The sequence below is a fragment of the Priestia sp. SB1 genome (assembly GCF_038898415.1).
In genome coordinates this window covers 1-19,076 of sequence record NZ_JBBJSS010000015.1, presented here as the reverse complement: position 1 = coordinate 19,076, position 19,076 = coordinate 1, and the positions used below count along the sequence as shown (strand labels likewise).

The 19,076-nt window shown below is 39.4% G+C and carries 21 protein-coding genes, 1 rRNA gene and 2 other annotated features; all 22 genes read right to left on the bottom strand.

The genetic code is table 11. The features are described 5' to 3' along the window. Nucleotides 1–11: 11 nt before the first annotated feature. Nucleotides 12–155: a sequence feature (ribosomal protein L10 leader region), on the bottom strand. Between the two features lie 65 nt (nt 156–220). Beyond that, a complete protein-coding gene (gene rplA, locus WKH56_RS32700) occupies nt 221–916 on the bottom strand; it encodes a 50S ribosomal protein L1 (protein ID WP_013054915.1) in 696 nt (231 codons plus the stop codon). A gap of 110 nt (nt 917–1,026) precedes the next feature. Next, a complete protein-coding gene (gene rplK / locus WKH56_RS32695) occupies nt 1,027–1,452 on the bottom strand; it encodes a 50S ribosomal protein L11 (protein ID WP_013054914.1) in 426 nt (141 codons plus the stop codon). Nucleotides 1,453–1,617: 165 nt separating this feature from the next. Further along, entirely contained in the window at nt 1,618–2,151 is a 534-nt protein-coding gene (gene nusG / locus WKH56_RS32690; RefSeq protein WP_048022297.1) for a transcription termination/antitermination protein NusG, read from the bottom strand. A 195-nt stretch (nt 2,152–2,346) separates the two neighbouring features. Beyond that, nucleotides 2,347–2,526: a preprotein translocase subunit SecE gene (secE, locus tag WKH56_RS32685; protein WP_013054912.1), complete on the bottom strand. Its 180-nt coding sequence runs from the start codon at nt 2,524–2,526 to the stop codon at nt 2,347–2,349. Nucleotides 2,527–2,579: 53 nt separating this feature from the next. Then, nucleotides 2,580–2,729 (bottom strand): 50S ribosomal protein L33, encoded by a 150-nt coding sequence (gene rpmG, locus WKH56_RS32680; protein ID WP_013081365.1) that lies wholly within the window; start codon nt 2,727–2,729, stop codon nt 2,580–2,582. 81 nt (nt 2,730–2,810) lie between these two features. Continuing rightward, a complete protein-coding gene (gene sigH / locus WKH56_RS32675) occupies nt 2,811–3,461 on the bottom strand; it encodes an RNA polymerase sporulation sigma factor SigH (RefSeq protein ID WP_028412660.1) in 651 nt (216 codons plus the stop codon). A 68-nt stretch (nt 3,462–3,529) separates the two neighbouring features. Beyond that, nucleotides 3,530–4,039, bottom strand: a complete 510-nt coding sequence (locus tag WKH56_RS32670; protein ID WP_013081364.1) for an NYN domain-containing protein — start codon at nt 4,037–4,039, stop codon at nt 3,530–3,532. A 2-nt stretch (nt 4,040–4,041) separates the two neighbouring features. After that, nucleotides 4,042–4,785, bottom strand: coding sequence for a 23S rRNA (guanosine(2251)-2'-O)-methyltransferase RlmB (gene rlmB / locus WKH56_RS32665; RefSeq protein ID WP_014462034.1), 744 nt, complete (start codon nt 4,783–4,785; stop codon nt 4,042–4,044). Further along, nucleotides 4,775–5,200 (bottom strand): Mini-ribonuclease 3, encoded by a 426-nt coding sequence (locus tag WKH56_RS32660; RefSeq protein ID WP_013054907.1) that lies wholly within the window; start codon nt 5,198–5,200, stop codon nt 4,775–4,777. The genes rlmB and WKH56_RS32660 overlap by 11 nt, the downstream gene beginning before the upstream one ends. A 7-nt stretch (nt 5,201–5,207) precedes the next feature. After that, nucleotides 5,208–6,605 (bottom strand): cysteine--tRNA ligase, encoded by a 1,398-nt coding sequence (cysS, locus tag WKH56_RS32655; protein ID WP_048022300.1) that lies wholly within the window; start codon nt 6,603–6,605, stop codon nt 5,208–5,210. Beyond that, a complete protein-coding gene (cysE, locus tag WKH56_RS32650) occupies nt 6,595–7,251 on the bottom strand; it encodes a serine O-acetyltransferase (RefSeq protein WP_342837582.1) in 657 nt (218 codons plus the stop codon). The genes cysS and cysE overlap by 11 nt, the downstream gene beginning before the upstream one ends. A gap of 72 nt (nt 7,252–7,323) precedes the next feature. Next, nucleotides 7,324–7,547, bottom strand: a binding site (T-box leader). Between the two features lie 39 nt (nt 7,548–7,586). Beyond that, a complete protein-coding gene (gene gltX / locus WKH56_RS32645) occupies nt 7,587–9,044 on the bottom strand; it encodes a glutamate--tRNA ligase (RefSeq protein WP_028412658.1) in 1,458 nt (485 codons plus the stop codon). 105 nt (nt 9,045–9,149) lie between these two features. Continuing rightward, entirely contained in the window at nt 9,150–9,629 is a 480-nt protein-coding gene (ispF, locus tag WKH56_RS32640; protein ID WP_013054903.1) for a 2-C-methyl-D-erythritol 2,4-cyclodiphosphate synthase, read from the bottom strand. Next, entirely contained in the window at nt 9,626–10,327 is a 702-nt protein-coding gene (ispD, locus tag WKH56_RS32635) for a 2-C-methyl-D-erythritol 4-phosphate cytidylyltransferase (protein WP_063248112.1), read from the bottom strand. Before ispD ends, ispF begins: the two co-directional genes overlap by 4 nt. A 25-nt stretch (nt 10,328–10,352) precedes the next feature. Beyond that, nucleotides 10,353–11,450: a PIN/TRAM domain-containing protein gene (locus WKH56_RS32630; protein WP_014462040.1), complete on the bottom strand. Its 1,098-nt coding sequence runs from the start codon at nt 11,448–11,450 to the stop codon at nt 10,353–10,355. Between the two features lie 147 nt (nt 11,451–11,597). Next, the gene (gene disA, locus WKH56_RS32625; protein WP_013054900.1) at nt 11,598–12,677 is read right to left on the bottom strand and encodes a DNA integrity scanning diadenylate cyclase DisA; all 1,080 of its coding nucleotides are present in this window, start codon (nt 12,675–12,677) and stop codon (nt 11,598–11,600) included. A 3-nt stretch (nt 12,678–12,680) separates the two neighbouring features. Next, nucleotides 12,681–14,057: a DNA repair protein RadA gene (radA, locus tag WKH56_RS32620; protein ID WP_310884515.1), complete on the bottom strand. Its 1,377-nt coding sequence runs from the start codon at nt 14,055–14,057 to the stop codon at nt 12,681–12,683. 123 nt (nt 14,058–14,180) lie between these two features. Then, a complete protein-coding gene (clpC, locus tag WKH56_RS32615; RefSeq protein WP_014462041.1) occupies nt 14,181–16,622 on the bottom strand; it encodes an ATP-dependent protease ATP-binding subunit ClpC in 2,442 nt (813 codons plus the stop codon). A gap of 20 nt (nt 16,623–16,642) precedes the next feature. Next, nucleotides 16,643–17,716 (bottom strand): protein-arginine kinase McsB, encoded by a 1,074-nt coding sequence (mcsB, locus tag WKH56_RS32610; RefSeq protein WP_013054897.1) that lies wholly within the window; start codon nt 17,714–17,716, stop codon nt 16,643–16,645. Between the two features lie 3 nt (nt 17,717–17,719). Further along, entirely contained in the window at nt 17,720–18,262 is a 543-nt protein-coding gene (gene mcsA / locus WKH56_RS32605; protein WP_028412656.1) for a protein-arginine kinase activator protein McsA, read from the bottom strand. Between the two features lie 41 nt (nt 18,263–18,303). Beyond that, nucleotides 18,304–18,765: a CtsR family transcriptional regulator gene (locus tag WKH56_RS32600; RefSeq protein WP_013054895.1), complete on the bottom strand. Its 462-nt coding sequence runs from the start codon at nt 18,763–18,765 to the stop codon at nt 18,304–18,306. A 235-nt stretch (nt 18,766–19,000) separates the two neighbouring features. Continuing rightward, a 5S ribosomal RNA gene (gene rrf, locus WKH56_RS35200) occupies nt 19,001–19,076 on the bottom strand; the annotation flags it as partial.

Here is a 19,076-nt window from a genome sequence, read left to right as displayed (position 1 = left end):
ACACTCAGACAAGGTGCAATAAAAAACCTCCATGACAATAAAGACATGGAGGTGTAGTAAGCGAACCATAACGTTTCACTAATTTATCTCACACACCTCGGTAGGAAATTAAGCTTTGCAGCACCTACTGTCTACGGTACAAATGTTATTCTTTTTAACAACATTATCTATTATAATCAGGGACTTTCAAAAAGTCAACACCGATTTATTTCCAAATTTATTAAGCAGAGAATGAAGCAGTATCAACTTTGATACCAGGGCCCATTGTTGAAGTAACAGCTACGTTCTTCATGTATGTGCCTTTTGCTGCTGCCGGCTTAGCTTTTACCATAGTTTCGAAGATTGTAGTGAAGTTTTCAACTAACTTGCTCTCTTCGAAAGATACTTTACCGATTGGTACGTGGATGTTACCAGCTTTATCAACACGGTATTCTACTTTACCAGCTTTGATTTCGTTAACTGCTTTTTGAACATCAAATGTTACTGTACCAGTTTTAGGGTTTGGCATTAAACCTTTAGGTCCTAATACACGACCAAGTTTACCAACTTCACCCATCATGTCTGGAGTAGCTACGATTACATCGAACTCGAACCAACCTTGTTGGATTTTGTTGATGTAGTCAGCATCGCCAACGTAGTCAGCGCCTGCAGCTTCAGCTTCTTTAGCTTTTTCGCCTTTAGCGAATACTAATACACGTTGAGTTTTACCTGTACCGTTTGGTAGTACTACTGCACCACGAATTTGTTGGTCAGCTTTCTTAGGGTCAACTCCTAAACGGAATGCTACTTCTACAGTTGCATCAAATTTAGTTGTGTTTGTTTTCTTTACTAATTCAATCGCTTCTTGTACTGAATAAGTTTGTGTACGATCTACAAGCTTAGCAGCTTCAACGTACTTTTTACCTTTTTTAGCCATTTTTGTTTCCTCCTTATGTGGTTTTAACGGAATAACCTCCCACTAATAAAGGTTGCGAGCATAGGAAAACTTCCATTTCTCGCAACCTTCTAACACCCAATCAAATGGAATTAGTCTTCAACTACGATTCCCATACTGCGCGCTGTACCTTCTACCATGCGCATTGCAGATTCAACGCTAGCAGCGTTTAAGTCAGGCATTTTAGTTTCAGCAATCTCACGCACTTTGTCACGCTTGACTGTTGCAACTTTATTACGGTTTGGTTCACCAGAACCAGACTCAATACCAGCCGCTTTCTTAAGTAGTACAGCAGCAGGTGGAGTTTTCGTAATAAATGTAAATGAACGGTCTTCAAATACCGTGATTTCAACAGGAATGATAAGACCAGCTTGATCAGCTGTGCGAGCGTTAAACTCCTTACAGAAACCCATGATGTTAACACCGGCTTGACCTAATGCAGGACCAACTGGTGGCGCTGGATTTGCTTTACCTGCAGGAATTTGTAACTTAACAAGTTTAATTACTTTTTTAGCCACGAGACACACCTCCTTAAGTCCGTGATGTGGTAATAGGGCGATGCCCTCCCACTCAATGTTCTTTATATATAAAATAAAGAAATAGTTGTTTTAGTCTCTAGTTTTGAGACATACTGACTTATGAAATATTAACATTAAACTTCATGAATTGCAAGGTCTTACAGATTATATTTTTTCAATTTGTGTAAAGTCTAGCTCTACTGGCGTTTGTCTTCCGAACATATCGACATGAACCTTAACTTTACGTTTATCTGTATCGATTTCTTCAATGGTACCTTCGAAGTTTGCAAACGGACCTTCTTGAACCAATACTGTTTCTTTTAGTTCAAAGTCAAAGTCAGCATGATGCTCGTCCATGCCCATTTGTTTTAAGATCATTTCTACTTCTTCTGGTAGAAGAGCAGTTGGCTTTGATCCAGAACCTGCTGAACCTACAAAGCCCGTAACGCCAGGTGTATTACGAACTACATACCATGAATCATCTGTCATGATGATTTCAACTAACACGTACCCTGGGAATACTTTTTTCTTTGTAATCTTTTCTTTGTTGTTCTTAATTTCTCTTTCTTCTTCTTCAGGAACAACAACGCGGAAAATTTTATCTTGCATACCCATTGTTTCTACGCGCTTTTCTAAATTTGTTTTTACTTTATTTTCATATCCAGAATAAGTATGGACTACATACCAATTTTTCTCCATTTCTGAGGACTATACGTCCTTCCCTCCCAGCTCACTATAAAATAAGATGTCCTAATCTATTGCACAGACAACGCACTAGGAAAATAGTTGACTCCTAGCACAATCATTCTTAAAGCAAATTAAAAAACCCGTCTCCGGGCTTTTCTGAAAAAAACATAATTTAGCTTTATTATACCATGATTTAAGTCAATTTATTCAAGGGATTAAACGAATAAGTGACGAAATTCCGTAATCAACTACTACAAAAAAGAGTGTCATAAATACAACTGTAGAAATAACAGTAATTGTATAACGAGTTAGCTCATTTTTTTTAGGCCAACTTACCTTCTTCATCTCACGCCCAACATCACGCAAGAAATTTCCTACACGGTTCATGTTTGTAACCTCCAATAAATTAAAAGGGGTATTAGTCTGTGCAGATTATTGATCTACTTTGTTTCACGATGAATCGTATGTGCGTTACACGTTTTGCAAAACTTCTTCATTTCTAAACGCTCTTCGTTTTGCTGTGTGTTTTTCATAGTCGTATAGTTACGACTAGCGCATTGCACACACGCAAGTACAACTTTTTTACGCATAATGTCAACCACCTATAGAGTGATAATGTCTATAAAAAAGTATCACAGACTTTCTTAGCATGTCAATATGAGGATAGAAGGCTACATTGTGATTTCACGAATCTCGAGGTAGCGCTCTAATTTCCTCTTCACACGCTGAAGTGCATTATCGATGGATTTGACGTGGCGGTTTAACTCTTCTGAAATCTCTTGATAAGATTGACCATCTAAATAAAGAACGAGAACTTTTCGCTCAAGATCACTTAACAGTTCAGCCATCTTTAATTCAATATCATCAAACTTCTCTCGATTAATGAGCAACTCTTCTGGATTTGCTACTTTTGTCCCCGAAATAACATCCATTAAGGTTCGGTCGGACTCTTCATCATATATTGGCTTGTCCAATGATACATAAGAGTTTAATGGAATATGTTTTTGCCTTGTTGCGGTTTTAATAGCGGTAATAATTTGCCTGGTAATGCAAAGTTCAGCAAAAGCTTTAAACGAAGTTAGCTTATCTTCTCTAAAATCTCTAATTGCCTTGTATAACCCTATCATACCTTCTTGTACAATATCTTCACGGTCTGCCCCAATTAAAAAATACGACCGCGCCTTTGCTCGCACAAAGTTTTTGTATTTATGAATCAAATACTCTAATGCGTCAATATCGCCTTTATGCACAAGATCGACAACTGTTTCATCCTCTTGTTGTTCGAAATGAGCATGCAGTTTTCTCCCATAAGTATCGCCCATATCGATCCCCCCGACCGCACAGTAGATAGAAATATTATACAGTAGCTAATTCCGTACCGTCAATAACCTCACCGCTGTCCCCGGCGCCATTTTTCGAAAATTTCGGCTACTTGATTGGAAAGTTGAATGCGTGCCGCTGGCTTTTGATTTTGAATAGACTTCACATCAAGATTAATATGTTTCTCAATTTGCTCAATTTCGTTGTACAATTCTCGAGCAGAAATTCTAAGCGCACCTTGTCCAAAGATTGCCCACTGCTCCGTAAAATCAGATGTAGCAACATGAATCTGTGTCTTTACATTGTTTAGCTCTTGAGCCAGCTTTTCAATGTACTCATCCGCTGTTTCATTTTCTCGTGTAAATACAACGTCAACCTTATGATTTTTTGCCTTCTTTTCAATTCCTTCGACCATATGAGCATCGAAGACAATAATGACACGATACCCCATATATGCTTGATACTCTGCCATCTTTTCAATTAACAGGTCTCGAGCACCCGCTAAATCATTATCTCTAAGCTTTCTTAGGTCGGGCCACGCACCTATCATGTTATAACCATCCACCAGTAGAATATCCATTTTTATTCACCTAGAGGATGGCGTTTTCGGTAAACCTCATACATGAGAAGACTAGCTGCTACAGATGCATTTAACGATGTAACATGCCCAACCATTGGAAGCTGTACAAGAAAGTCGCATTTTTCACGAATCAAACGACTCATGCCTTTTCCTTCACTTCCAATCACTAACGTAAGCGGCATACCTCCATCTAAGTTGCGGTAATCGTCACTTTCTTTCGCATCCGTTCCAACAATCCATACGCCTCGATCTTTTAATTCATCAATCGTCCTTGATAGGTTTGTTACCCTTGCTACAGGAATATGTTCAATCGCTCCTGTAGACGCCTTTGCTACAGTGGCCGTTAATCCAACTGAACGGCGCTTTGGAATAATGATACCGTGTGCGCCAACGGCATCGGCTGTTCGCATAATAGAACCTAAATTATGGGGATCTTCGAGCTCATCTAACAGAAGGAAAAACGGACTTTCATTACGTTTTTCCGCTAAGTTAAATAAATCATCTAACTCTGCATACTGATAAGCAGCAACTTGTGCAGCTACTCCTTGATGAATACCGTCTACCATTTGCTCAATTTTCTTTTTCGGTACAAACTGCACCAATACACCATTACGTTTTGCTAACTGCGTGATTTGCCCCATAGAACCGCCTTGCGATCCTTCGGCAATCCATAGTTTGTTAATGTCACGCCCAGACTTTAGGGCTTCTAGGACCGGATTACGTCCAATGATAAATTCATGTTCCATGATTCATTCCTCCCTCTCCTTCATCGACGAAAGAGATAGCTTTAGTAATAAGTTCCATCATTCTTTCTTCTTCACCTAAAAGATACAAATAGCCTACGACCGCTTCAAATGCTGTACTGTAGCGATACGTTTGCACATCTGTGTTTTTAGGGACTGTACCAGACTTTGCATTGCGTCCTCGGCGCAGTACACCTTCTTCTTCTTCAGTAAAAAAGTTTTCATTTTTAAAATAATATACGATTTGTGCTTGTGCTTTTGCTGATACGTATTTTTTAGCTTTATTATGAAGCTGGTTAGGGCGTACTGTCCCTAACACCAGCAGGTGGCGGCGAACATGTAAATCAAACACCGCATCACCCATATAAGCAAGAGCTAAGCTATTTAGCTGTTTTACATCTAATTTACTGCTGCTCATAACACTATTATCCTCTTTTCCATCTTGTTCCTTGCGCCGTATCTTCTAAAATAATATTTTTAGCCTTTAATTCATCTCGAATTTGATCTGCTAATTGGAAATTACGATCTTTACGAGCTTGAATACGATCTTGGATCAATTGATCAATTTCTTCGTCTAGAAGTTCAGCTTCTCCAAACGCAATGCCTATTGCAGCACCTAGTTCTTTAAACTCTTTAATAAAGGCTTCAATTACATCTGTAGACGTTGTTTGTTCTAATAAATACAAGTTAGCTTGCTTTGCTAGCTCGAACAGAACAGAAATGGCATTTGCCGTATTAAAATCATCATCCATCTCTTCAACAAAGGTTTCGCGGAGCTCTTTTAGCTTTTCGAACCATTCTGAAGCATCTTCTTGAAGATTTGTTGCTGCCTCTAGACGGTGAGTTAAGTTGCCGTAAGCTGTTTGCAGACGCTCAAACCCTTTGCGCGTATTCTCTAAGATTTCTTCGTTATAGTTAATTGGGTGACGATAGTGAACAGATAAAATAAAGAATCGAAGTAGAGAAGGATCATGCTTTTTAATAATGTCATGAACTAACACGAAATTCCCTAGTGATTTAGACATCTTTTCATTATCAATATTGATATATCCGTTATGAAGCCAGTATTTCGCAAACGATTTCCCAGTGAGCGCTTCTGATTGAGCAATTTCATTTTCGTGATGAGGGAAAGCTAAATCCTGGCCGCCTGCGTGGATATCAATTGTATCACCTAAATACTTGCGTGCCATCGCCGAGCATTCAATATGCCAGCCTGGTCTTCCTTGACCCCAAGGGCTATCCCATGCAATCTCTCCATCTTTGGTTGCTTTCCAAAGAGTAAAGTCTAATGGATCTTCTTTCTTTTCTCCAACTTCGATACGAGCACCGGATTGCAATTCATCAATGGACTGATGTGATAATTTTCCGTATCCTTCAAATTTACGCGTACGATAGTATACGTCGCCCTCTGACTCATACGCACAGCCTTTTTTCACCAGTTCATCAATGAATTCAATAATGATATCCATATTTTCAGTTACGCGTGGATGCACATCGGCATGCTTGCATCCAAGAGCTGACGTATCTTCAAAGTAGGCATCGATAAAGCGGTTTGCGATCGTTGGAACATCTTCTCCTAACTCTTTTGCTGCCTTAATTAATTTATCATCCACATCTGTGAAGTTTGAGACATACTCCACGTCGTAGCCTCTAAATTCTAAATAGCGGCGCACCGTATCAAATACGATCGCAGGACGTGCATTTCCAATATGAATATAGTTATACACGGTCGGTCCGCACACGTACATTTTGACTTTGTTTTCTTCTAGCGGTACAAACGTCTCTTTTTGACGTGTTAACGTGTTATATAGCTTAATTGCCATGGTGAATCTTCCCTTCTTTTAATTCCTTTAATTGATTTTGCAGGTGTAAAATTTCTTTCTCTAGCTGTTTGAAACGCTCTGCATCTGGATCTGGCAAATCTTGATGATTCAAATCTTTTGGAATCCGGACGCCATTTTGAATGACGACTCGGCCAGGGATACCAACAACCGTTGAGTTTTCTGGGACGTCATTTAACACAACTGAGCCTGCTCCAATTTTGGAGTGCGCATGAATCGTAATCGATCCTAGCACTTTAGCACCTGTTGCAATTAAGACATTGTCTTCAATCGTCGGGTGACGCTTTCCTTTTTCTTTCCCTGTTCCTCCGAGTGTTACTCCTTGATATACTGTTACATTATCTCCAACTTCGCACGTTTCCCCAATAACAATTCCCATTCCGTGGTCAATAAAAAAGCGGCGGCCAATTTTCGCACCCGGATGAATTTCAATCCCTGTGAAGAATCGGCTAATTTGTGAGATTACACGTGCCAGAAAAAACCACTTTCTTTTAAAAAGCCCGTGAGCGAATCTATGTGCCCAAATAGCATGCAACCCTGAATAGGTTAATATCACTTCAATATAACTTCTTGCTGCAGGATCTTGTTCAAATATGGCCTCAATGTCTTCCTTTAACAACTTTAGCATCATCTCACCCCAATTCCGCTATTCCTCTATCTACTCATTGATTGTATAAAAAAACGCCCCTATGTCAAATGACACAGAGACGTATATACGCGGTTCCACTCTGTTTGGATCAACAAACAATCCCAACTCTTCTCTCATAACGTGAAAGTAACCGCTTTTGCCTACTTACTTAGTAGCATTCAACAAAAGACTCAAAGGCGCACTTCAACAAGTTTTGTCATAGGTTACTTTCAGCCGGTGATAACCCTCTCTGATATGCAATGAACTTGCCTACTCTTCCTTCTCAACGATATCCATATTTGATTATTTTATCATATGGGCAAAATAGAAATTTGTTAACTATAAATGCTTTCTAGACGAGCTAAAACTGTTTCTTTCCCTAAAAGAGAAATAGCTTTTGGAAGCTCGGGACCGTGTGTTTCGCCTGTTGTTGCTACACGAATTGGCATAAATAGTTTTTTACCTTTTTGACCTGTTGCTTTTTGTACAGCCTTTGTTGCTGCCTTAATTTCATCAGCGCTGAATTCTTCTAAGGAAGAAATCTCTTCAGCAAATGCTTTTAACACTTCCGGTACTTGTTCTTCAGCAAGTACTGCTTTTGCTTCTTCACTGTAATCAATTTCTTTCTTAAAGAACATTTCAGTAAGTTCAACAATCTCAGCGCCAAAGCTCATTTGTTCTTGGTATAGAGCGACTAAGTCACGTACCCATTGTTCTGTTTCTGCATCGCGCGTTTCTTCAACTTTTCCAGCTTTCACTAAGTGAGGAACTGATAAAGCTACTACCTCGTCTAAATCCAATTGTTTCATGTATTGGTTGTTCATCCAACGTAATTTGCTTGTATCAAATAGTGCTGGAGATTTTGATAAACGAGCTGGGTCAAAAATTTCAATAAACTGTTCTTTAGAGAAAATTTCTTCTTCCCCCACAGGTGACCAGCCAAGCATTGTAATAAAATTAAATAGTGCTTCTGGCAAGTAGCCTAATTCTTTATATTGCTCGATAAACTGAATGATTGACTCATCACGTTTACTTAGCTTGCGACGATTTTCATTTACGATTAACGTCATATGACCAAATACAGGAGGCGTCCAGCCTAAAGCTTCATACACAAGAATTTGCTTCGGTGTATTGGAAATATGGTCATCTCCGCGTAGAACATGTGTCATCTTCATTAGATAATCATCAATGGCTACAGCGTAGTTATATGTTGGTGTACCGTCTTTTTTCACAATAACGAAATCACCAATGCCTTCAGACTCAAACGATACTTCATCTTTGACAATATCATTCCACTTAATTTCTGTGTTACTAGGAACACGGAAGCGAATGCTCGGCTCACGGCCTTCTGCTTCTAGTTCAGCACGCTGTTCAGCTGTTAAGTTACGGCACTTACCTGAATAGCGCGGCATTTGACTGTTCGCCTGCTGTTCTTCACGCTCTTTTTCAAGCTCTTCTGACGTACAGTAACAGTGATAAGCTAATCCTTTTTCAAGAAGTTCTTCCGTATATTTTTGATAGATTTCCGTACGTTCAGACTGGCGGTAAGGACCGTACTCCCCGCCTACGTCGATACTTTCATCCCATTCAATACCTAACCATTTTAAATAGCGCAGCTGACTTTCTTCGCCGCCTTCGATATTACGCTTTTGATCTGTATCTTCAATACGGATAATAAATTTACCGTTTTGATTTCGTGCAAATAAATAATTAAATAGTGCTGTTCTTGCATTCCCTATATGAAGATGTCCAGTTGGACTCGGGGCATAACGAACTCTTACTTCGCTTGACATAACTAAGATGACCTCCAATTTAATATTACTTATAGTATGTATTTATATGTTTTAGACATGTTCTAATTTTATCACCAAATAGGTATCTGTCAAAGTCAACTGTTTTTATTTTTGATAAACTAAAACGGCTGCTTGGGCAGCGATTCCTTCTTCACGTCCCGTAAAACCTAACTTTTCTGTTGTTGTTGCCTTGACGTTAATTTGAGAAATGCTTGCTTCTAACAGCTGCGCAATACGCTCTCTCATTGGTTCAATGTAAGGAGCCATTTTAGGTTTTTGCGCGATAATCGTGCAATCTACATTGCTTAATTCATAACCTTCATCTTTTAGTAGTTTCCATACGTGTTGAAGAAGCTTTGCTGAATCAGCATCTTTAAATTCAGGGTCTGTATCCGGAAAATGCTTTCCGATATCTCCTTTAGCCGCCGCTCCTAATAAGGCATCTGCGATTGTATGTAACAGCACATCTGCATCTGAGTGGCCTAATAATCCTTTTTCATACGGAATTTCTAAACCGCCGATGATTAAAGGTCTTCCTTCTGCAAATTCATGTACGTCGAAACCTTGTCCTACTCGAATGTTCATTTTTCCACTCCTTCAGTCCTGTTTAGCTTTGTTAATATAGCTTCTGCATATAACAAATCTTCTGGTGTTGTTAGTTTTATATTATCGTAATTTCCCTCTACAATCGATACTTTTTGTCCTGCTTTTTCTACTAAGCTTGCATCATCGGTGCCTAAGTATTCATTTGTTTTTGCTTTTTCGTGTGCATCTATTACTACATCAAAAAGAAAAGCCTGCGGCGTTTGAATAGCCCACAAGCTAGAGCGCTCAACTGTTTCAATGACAGTCCCCTGTTCCACACGCTTAATTGTGTCTTTTACTGGAACAGCCAGTACAGCAGCCTTATCACTAGCAGCTTTTTCTACTAACTCATGGATTGTGTTTTGTTGAACAAATGGTCGAGCGCCATCATGAATTAATACCATCTGAGCCTGCTTTAGACTTTTAAGGCCGTTATAAACGCTATGTTGACGTTCATCGCCTCCAACTGTCAATGATTGAACCTTTTGAATTGGATATTCAGCTAATAACTCTTCAAAAATCGCCACTTCTTTTTCGTTTACAACTAGTACAATTCCACTGCACCAAGGATCTTGTTCGAATTTTTGCAGCGTATGAATGATAAGCGGAACGTTTTGAATAGTTAAAAATTGTTTGTTCCGCCCCGCTTTCATTCGCTTCCCCTGCCCTGCAGCTAAAACGATAATTTCATACTTCATAGGTATACTCCCTTTACCTGTTACGTCACAGTGCTTTTTCTAATAACTTGGGTTTCGCAAAAATCATACGGCCTGCTGAGGTTTGGAGTACGCTCGTCACCAGTACATCAATTTGCTTTCCAATGTAATTTCTTCCTTCTTCTACCACGATCATTGTACCGTCATCAAGATAGGCAATACCTTGATTATGCTCTTTACCGTCTTTTATAACCAACACATTCATTTCTTCTCCCGGAAGCACAATTGGCTTAACGGCATTTGCTAAGTCATTAATATTTAAGACGCCGACATTTTGAAGTTCACATACTTTATTTAAATTAAAGTCGTTTGTAACGACCAACCCAGAAGTCAGCTTTGCCAATTTGACCAGCTTACTGTCCACTTCTTGAATGTCTTCGAAATCGCCTTCATAAATTTCTACCTTCATTGCCAGTTCCTTTTGAATACGGTTTAGAATATCTAGACCTCGTCTACCTCTGTTTCGTTTTAGAACATCCGACGAATCAGCAATATGCTGAAGTTCCTCAAGCACAAAGCGCGGAATAACAATCGTTCCGTCTAAAAATCCTGTTTGACAAATATCTGCGATACGACCGTCAATAATAACGCTTGTATCTAAAATTTTAAGAGACTTTAGTGATTCTTCATTATCTGCTTCTTCTTCTTGCCCTTTTTTCTTCCCAATTCGAGATGGCATGGAAAACACGTTCACAAGCTCATCACGTTTTTTAAACCCGACTTGAAACCCTAAGTAACCTAAAAGAATACTTAGAAAGATTGGTAAAATGGTACTTACTACTTGAAGTTGAATTCTGCCTAAAAAAGCTCCGACCAAGTAGGCTACAATAAGCCCTAAAATCAATCCTAAGCTACCAAAAAGTACATCCGTTACAGGCGCCTTCAGCAACGCCTCTTCCACTCGGCGAATTAATTCAACTATATAATCAACAATCCAAAACGTGACAAGGAAAAACAAAATAGCTCCCAGTATTGCATCGACGTAAGGTTTTTCTAGAAATGCTACATCTTGCAGATTTAATAATTGAATAAGTTCAGGTATAAAAAAGACGCCCAATGTACCACCTGTAATAATAAAAAATAACTGTACAAAACGTTTTAACACGCCTTCACCTCCCTTTATCATTATAAACAGTTTACAATGATTGAAACCTGTTATTTAACCAAAAAACAGAATTTGTAAACAAACTGTCACTTTTTTTGTATTTTCACAATATCTTAATGAATCAAACATTTAATGTCAATTAATATCCTATAGCTGACGGTTTGTAAGATGCTGCTCTTTTAGTCTTTTTAGGCCTTCTCTAATTTTCCGTGCTCGAATTTCACCGATGCCTTCTACCTCATCCAATTCTTCTACCGACGCATCTGCTATCGTTTTTAAATCCCCTAATTCATCAATGAGATTTTCAATAATAATCGATGGAAGTCTTGGAATTTTATGAAGCATTCGATACCCTCTAGGAATAACGCTGTCTTCAAAGCTTGTATACATAGGATATCCCATTAAGCGAAGGAGCGTTTGGTCATCGAGAAGAACATTATTTGACGGCTGCTGCATGCGTTCAATTACTCGGTAAGGGTCAAAGCTGAGGTCATACATATAATCTTTGATTAATAAAGTTGCTTCTTCCTCTAAGTGAGAAAGCAGTTCATTCATTTGGAGACGAATTAGCCTTCCTTCTGTTCCTAACTCGCTAATATAGCTCAAAATTTCATTTTTAATACGCAAAACCATTTCTGTACGATGAAGCGACTGCAGCACATCTGTATGAGTTACTTGCTCTTCAAACTCTAATGCACTGAGACTTGTAATCGATTCATCTAATACCGCCTTGTACTTTTCAAGGGTTCCAAGCGCTTGATTCGCTTTTGCTAAAATAACGCTAATGTCTTTCAATACATACTGCAGAGACCCTTTGTAAAGCGTAATCACATTCCGTCTTTGTGAAATGGCTATCACCAATACACCTGACTGCTTAGCTACGCGCTCCGCTGTACGGTGACGCATTCCTGTCTGTGAAGAAGGGGTAGAGGGATCTGGCATGAGCTGAGCATTAGCAAACAATATCTTGCTTCCGCTGTCGTTTAAAATAAGCGCTCCATCCATTTTGGCTAACTCGTATAAATGCGCAGGTGTAAATGCACAATTAATCGAAAATCCTCCATCTACCATCTTTTTGACTTGTTCATTGTAGCCCATAACAATTAAGCCGCCCGTCTTTGCCCGCAAGACGTTATCGATACCGTCACGAATAGGGGTTCCTGGTGCTACAAACTGCAGAATTTCTGATATTTGTTTTTGACTAACTGTTGTTTTTTCTCCTTCCACTGCTTATCCTCCTAATGTATATTGCAGAGCCTCCGCTACTGTTGATACCCCAATCACATCAATACCATCTGGGACTTTCCATCCTCCTAAATTTTTCTCCGGAATAATAATTCGTTGGAACCCTAATTTTACCGCTTCTTGAACGCGCTGTTCAATTCTAGACACTCGGCGTACTTCGCCTGTTAATCCTACCTCTCCTACAATAACATCTGTAGCGCTAGAAGCAGCATCTCTGAAGCTTGAAGCAATGCTAACGGCTACAGCTAAATCGATTGCTGGTTCATCTAATTTCACTCCACCTGCTACTTTTAAATAAGCATCTTGATTCTGCAGCAGCATTCCTACACGCTTTTCTAAGACAGCCATGATAAGCGAAACGCGATTATGATCTACTCCTGTCGCCATTCTTCTAGGGTTTCCAAAGCTCGTTGGACTGATTAGCGCCTGCAGCTCTACTAATACGGGTCTTGTCCCTTCCATTGAAGCGACAACAACCGAACCTGCTGCTCCCTGAGACCGTTCTTCTAGAAAGATTTCAGATGGATTCAATACTTCTTCTAGCCCACTTTCTTTCATTTCAAAAATGCCCATTTCATTTGTAGATCCAAATCGGTTCTTAACCGCTCTTAATATACGATACGTATGATGGCGCTCTCCTTCAAAATAAAGAACCGTATCTACCATATGTTCAAGAAGTCTTGGACCCGCAATGGCCCCTTCTTTCGTTACATGACCCACAATAAAGATGGCAATGCCATTCGTTTTAGCAACACGCATTAGTTCAGCCGTACACTCTCGCACCTGTGAGACGCTTCCTGGCGCTGATGTCACATCAGCATGGTAAATGGTTTGAATTGAATCAATCACCACAAAATCAGGCTGCATGCTTGAGATGGCCTCTAGTATTAATTCTAAGTTTGTTTCTGCGTGAACATAAAGCTCTTCAGCTTTTACACCTAGCCTGTCCGCTCTTAACTTTGTTTGTTTGGTTGATTCCTCTCCCGAAATATATAGTACTTTATCTTGTTTCATTGCTAACTGCGCGGAGGTTTGCAAAAGTAAAGTAGACTTTCCGATACCCGGATCTCCCCCTATTAAAACGAGTGACCCTCTGACAATACCGCCTCCTAATACACGGTTTAACTCTGCAGAAGGTGTAAAAATCCGTGGTTCTGTTGTAGATTCAATCGCTGTAATTGACTGAGGTTTTTGAACTTTAGAAGCAGTAGCTCCGGAAAAAGCTCCTCGGCGTGATGATTTCGTTTCTTCCATTTCTTCCACCATCGAATTCCAGCTTCCGCATCCAGGACATTTCCCCATCCATTTTGCGGATTCATATCCGCAATGCTGACATGCAAATTTTGTTTTTCGTTTCGCCATTATGTTATCAATCTCTCCGTTCATTCAATCGATTTCTATCTCTATTGTACACTATTTCCTAAGCTAAAATAAAAAGGGAGGCATACGTGTTTTTTCGTATGCCTCGTCTTGGTTTGAGTAAATTTAGCTGATGCTGCTTGGAGCGGAGGATTTAACAACAAATTCTCCTTTGTCTACATCTAGCGTCACTTTCTGACCTTTTTGAACAACCCCTTTTAGCAGCTCTTCAGATAAACGGTCTTCAATATGTTTTTGAATTGCTCTACGAAGTGGACGAGCGCCGTATTCTGGGTCAAAACCTTCCTCTGCAATCTTATCAATTGCTTCTTTTGTTAATTCAAGATCAATTTCTTGCTCTTTTAAGCGTTTTGTTAACTGGTCCGCCATTAATTTAACGATTTCAGCTAAGTGGGGTTTCTCCAATGAATGGAAGACGATAATTTCATCGATACGGTTTAGGAACTCCGGACGGAATGCACGCTTCATTTCCGCCATTACTTTTCCTTTCATATCTTTGTAGTCTTGGCCTTCTGCTTCTACTGTGAACCCTAAGTGCTTGCTTCGTTTTAATGTGTCCGCACCTACGTTTGATGTCATAATTAAAATCGTATTACGGAAATCAACTGTACGGCCTTTTGAATCTGTTAAGCGTCCATCTTCTAACACTTGTAATAAAATGTTAAATACATCCGGATGTGCTTTTTCAATTTCGTCTAAAAGAACAACTGAGTAAGGTTTTCTTCTTACTTTTTCCGTTAACTGGCCGCCTTCTTCGTATCCAACATATCCTGGAGGTGAACCTACTAAGCGTGAAGTAGAATGTTTCTCCATGTACTCAGACATATCGATACGAATCATTGCGTCTTCGTCGCCAAAGATTGACTCCGCTAATGCGCGTGCAAGCTCTGTTTTACCAACCCCTGTTGGTCCTAAGAAAATGAATGAACCAATTGGGCGTTTTGGATCTTTCAAGCCTGCTCTAGCACGGCGCACAGCTTTTGCAACTGCTTTTACCGCTTCTTCTTGCCCAATTACACGAGAGTGAAGAATCTCTTCCATGTTTAGCAGTCTTTCTGTCTCTTCCTGTGCCAGTTTAGAGACCGGTACACCCGTCCAGCTAGATACCACCATCGCAATATCTTCTACGGTTACAGCTGAGTTTTCTTTACCTTGCTGTTCTTTCCAAATTTTCTTTGTGTCTTCTAATTCTTCGCGTAGGCGTTGTTCTGTGTCGCGTAAAGATGCTGCTTTTTCAAATTCTTGACTTTGAACAGACGCATCTTTTTCATTGCGTACTGATTCTAATTTTTGCTCTAATTCCTTTAAATTTGGCGGCGTTGTAAATGAACGTAAACGCACTTTTGAACCAGCTTCATCAATTAAATCGATTGCTTTATCCGGTAAGAAACGATCTGAAATGTAGCGATCTGATAGTTTCACCGCTTGCTCAATTGCCTCATCAGAAATAGATACTCGGTGATGCGCTTCATAACGGTCACGAAGCCCTTTTAAGATTTGAATAGACTCTTCCAACGTTGGTTCATCCACTTGAATTGGCTGGAAGCGACGCTCTAACGCTGCATCTTTTTCAATATATTTTCTGTATTCATCTAAAGTCGTAGCACCGATACACTGAAGTTCTCCACGAGCAAGAGACGGTTTTAAAATATTAGAAGCATCGATAGCACCTTCTGCACCACCAGCGCCAATTAATGTGTGTAACTCATCGATAAAGAGAATGATATTACCTGCTTGACGAATTTCATCCATTACTTTCTTCAGGCGATCTTCAAATTCTCCGCGATATTTTGTACCAGCCACGACCGTTCCCATATCCAAAGTCATAACGCGTTTGTCACGTAAAATTTCTGGAACTTCATTGTTGACGATTTGCTGAGCCAAACCTTCAGCGATTGCCGTTTTACCGACACCTGGCTCCCCAATTAATACAGGATTGTTTTTTGTACGTCGGCTTAACACTTCAATAACACGCTGAATTTCTTTCCCACGTCCGATAACAGGGTCTAAGCTTCCTTCGCGCGCTACAACTGTTAAATCGCGTGCTAAGCTGTCTAGCGTAGGTGTATTGGCATTTGAAGAACCTCCGCCTTGATGGCTTGAAGCAGCTTCATTGCTACCTAATAAATGAAGTACTTGCTGACGAGCTTTATTTAGGCTGACACCTAGATTATTTAAAACGCGTGCTGCAACGCCTTCACCTTCACGAATTAAGCCTAGTAAGATATGTTCTGTTCCTACGTAAGAATGACCAAGCTTTCGGGCTTCATCCATTGAAAGTTCAATGACTTTTTTCGCTCGAGGTGTATAATGAATGGTCTGCGTTAATTCTTGGCCTCTGCCAATTAATGCTTCCACTTCTTTTTGAATTTTTTCAGTGCTTAGGCCTAGAGCAGAAAGAGCTTTTGCTGCAATTCCTTCACCTTCACGAACGATACCTAATAAAATGTGCTCCGTTCCAATGTTGTTGTGACCTAGGCGTAGTGCTTCTTCCTGTGCTAAAGCTAATACTTTTTGTGCGCGCTCTGTAAATCTACCAAACATCATATAATCGTCACCCTCCACGTTTAATTTGTGTTTTTATTTATAGTGAGACGTTCTCGAATTAAGGTGGCTCTTTTAATGTCACGTTCCTGAGGCTTTAGGGGCCCTCCCGAATACTTTTGTAAAAAGCCTGGCTGCGTCATAATGATAAGTTCATTCAATATATTTTGACTCAGTCCTTTTATATACCCTAAATCGATTCCTAATCGAACATCTGATAAACATTGTGAAGCTTCTTTGGACTCAATAATACGGCTATTGGCCAATACTCCATATGAACGATACACTCGATCTTCTAACTCTACATGAGATGTTTTAAACAGTGCGTCTCTTGCAGAGTGCTCTTGTGTAATTAACTGCTGTACGACACTATTTAAATCTGCCACAATATCTTCTTCAGATTTCCCTAAGGTTATCTGATTAGAAATTTGAAAGATATTCCCTAAAGCTTCGCTACCTTCTCCATAAATTCCTCTCACCACTAAGCCAAGCTGGTTAATAGCGGGAATAATACGATGAATTTGACGGGTCATCACTAAAGCCGGCAGATGCATCATCACAGATGCACGTAGCCCAGTACCCACATTTGTGGGACAGCTGGTTAAATACCCTCTATTTTCATCAAACGCATAATCTACGTATTTCTCAATCCAATTATCTACTTTATTCGCTGTGCTTAAAGCTTCAGATAATTGAAGGCCTGGAAATAAACATTGTATGCGTAAATGATCTTCTTCATTAACCATAATACTCAAATCTTCTTTTTCTGATAAAAAACAAGCTCCGTTGTTGTCTCCTTCAGCCAAGTTAGGACTGATAAGATGTTTTTCAACCAACACTTGCTTTTGAAGAGGCTGTAATTCGTTCATCTTTAGTAAATGCAAATTCCACTGATTGGTGTTCTCGCTTTTTTGAAAAACTTGCTCAAATACTCGAACCACTTCAACTGCTTGTTCTTTAGAAAAGAGAGTTGGAAAAAGATAATGAGTTAAATTTCGAGCCAGCCTGATTCGACTGCTTAGCACAATATCTGAATTCGAAGCTTCTTGACGCATCCAAGAGCTAACAGGCTGGGAAAAGAACAAATCCTGGGACATGAATTACGCTTCCTCCTCTCTCGATTCGTTCATCTTCTTTTCTAGTAATCGAATGTGATCTCGGAGTTCGGCTGCTTTCTCAAACTCCTCTTTTTCGATATACTCTTTTAAGTTCAATCTTAATGCCTGTAATTCCTTTTTTAAATGAAGATTACTTGCAATTCTTGCTGGTATTTTTCCATGATGTAGATAATTACCTCCATGCAGCCTCTTCAAGAAAGGAATAAGAGGTCTCTCAAATGTTTTGTAGCAATCTGCACATCCAAACCTGCCGATTTTAGCAAATTTTTGATATGTCATGCCACAAGTAGGACAAGAAAGAACGTCCTGACTTTGTTTCTTATAATTTTCAGTTACTGCTGGGTCTAGGTTAAGTAGGCCAGCTAGTAAGTTATTGATTGAAAAACCTTGCTGATTTGAAAAAGAAAATGCATCTCCATTTTCTGAAGCGCATTGTTCACATACGTGCATCTCCGTCTTTTCACCATTAATAATTTTTGTGAAGTGAAGAGTTGCAGGTCTCGTTTCACATTGCTGACAAATCATCCTGTCATCACTCCCTGTTCTAAATAAAATAGATCATGAGCTTATCGGTAGCGTAATGAATTAAGCATTGCTTTTAAAAGATTGGCTCTTAGCTCATCACGATAAGGAAGTTCAATATTAATAACTGAACGATTGATAACGCTCAACATGATTTTTGCTTCTCGTTCTGTGATGACTTTTTCTTCAACTAACCTAATAATGACATTTTCAGCACTTACTTGTGAAATTTCATTTTGAATCATCTCAATCACTTGCTGAAACAAATCCGCTGCATCATGCATTTTTACTTTTGCAATACGAATAAATCCGCCGCCGCCTCGCTTACTTTCTACAAGGTAACCTCTCTCAACCGTAAAGCGGGTATTGATAACGTAATTAATTTGCGACGGAACGCATTGAAATTTATCAGCAATCTCACTGCGCCTTATTTCAACAATTTCTCTTTCACTTAATTCAAGTACTTGTTTTAAATACTGTTCGATAATGTCAGAGATATTTGGCACGCTGCCCCCTCCTTCTGACTTTGACTATATTTGACCTTAATTTAAATATAAAAGGAAACGAAAAAATTTTCAACTATGTACTATTAAAGTTTATTCTTTACTTTTATCGTTGCCACTAAAATTTATTTCAAAACCTGCAAATCGCGAATTTTATTGTTCTTACTATACTTTTTCATAAAACAAATAAATTGTAAACAAAAAAGGACTAGCTAAAATAGCTAGTCCTTTTTCAGGTGCCTGGCAACGTCCTACTCTCACAGGGACAAAGTCCCAACTACCATTGGCGCTAAAGAGCTTAACTTCCGTGTTCG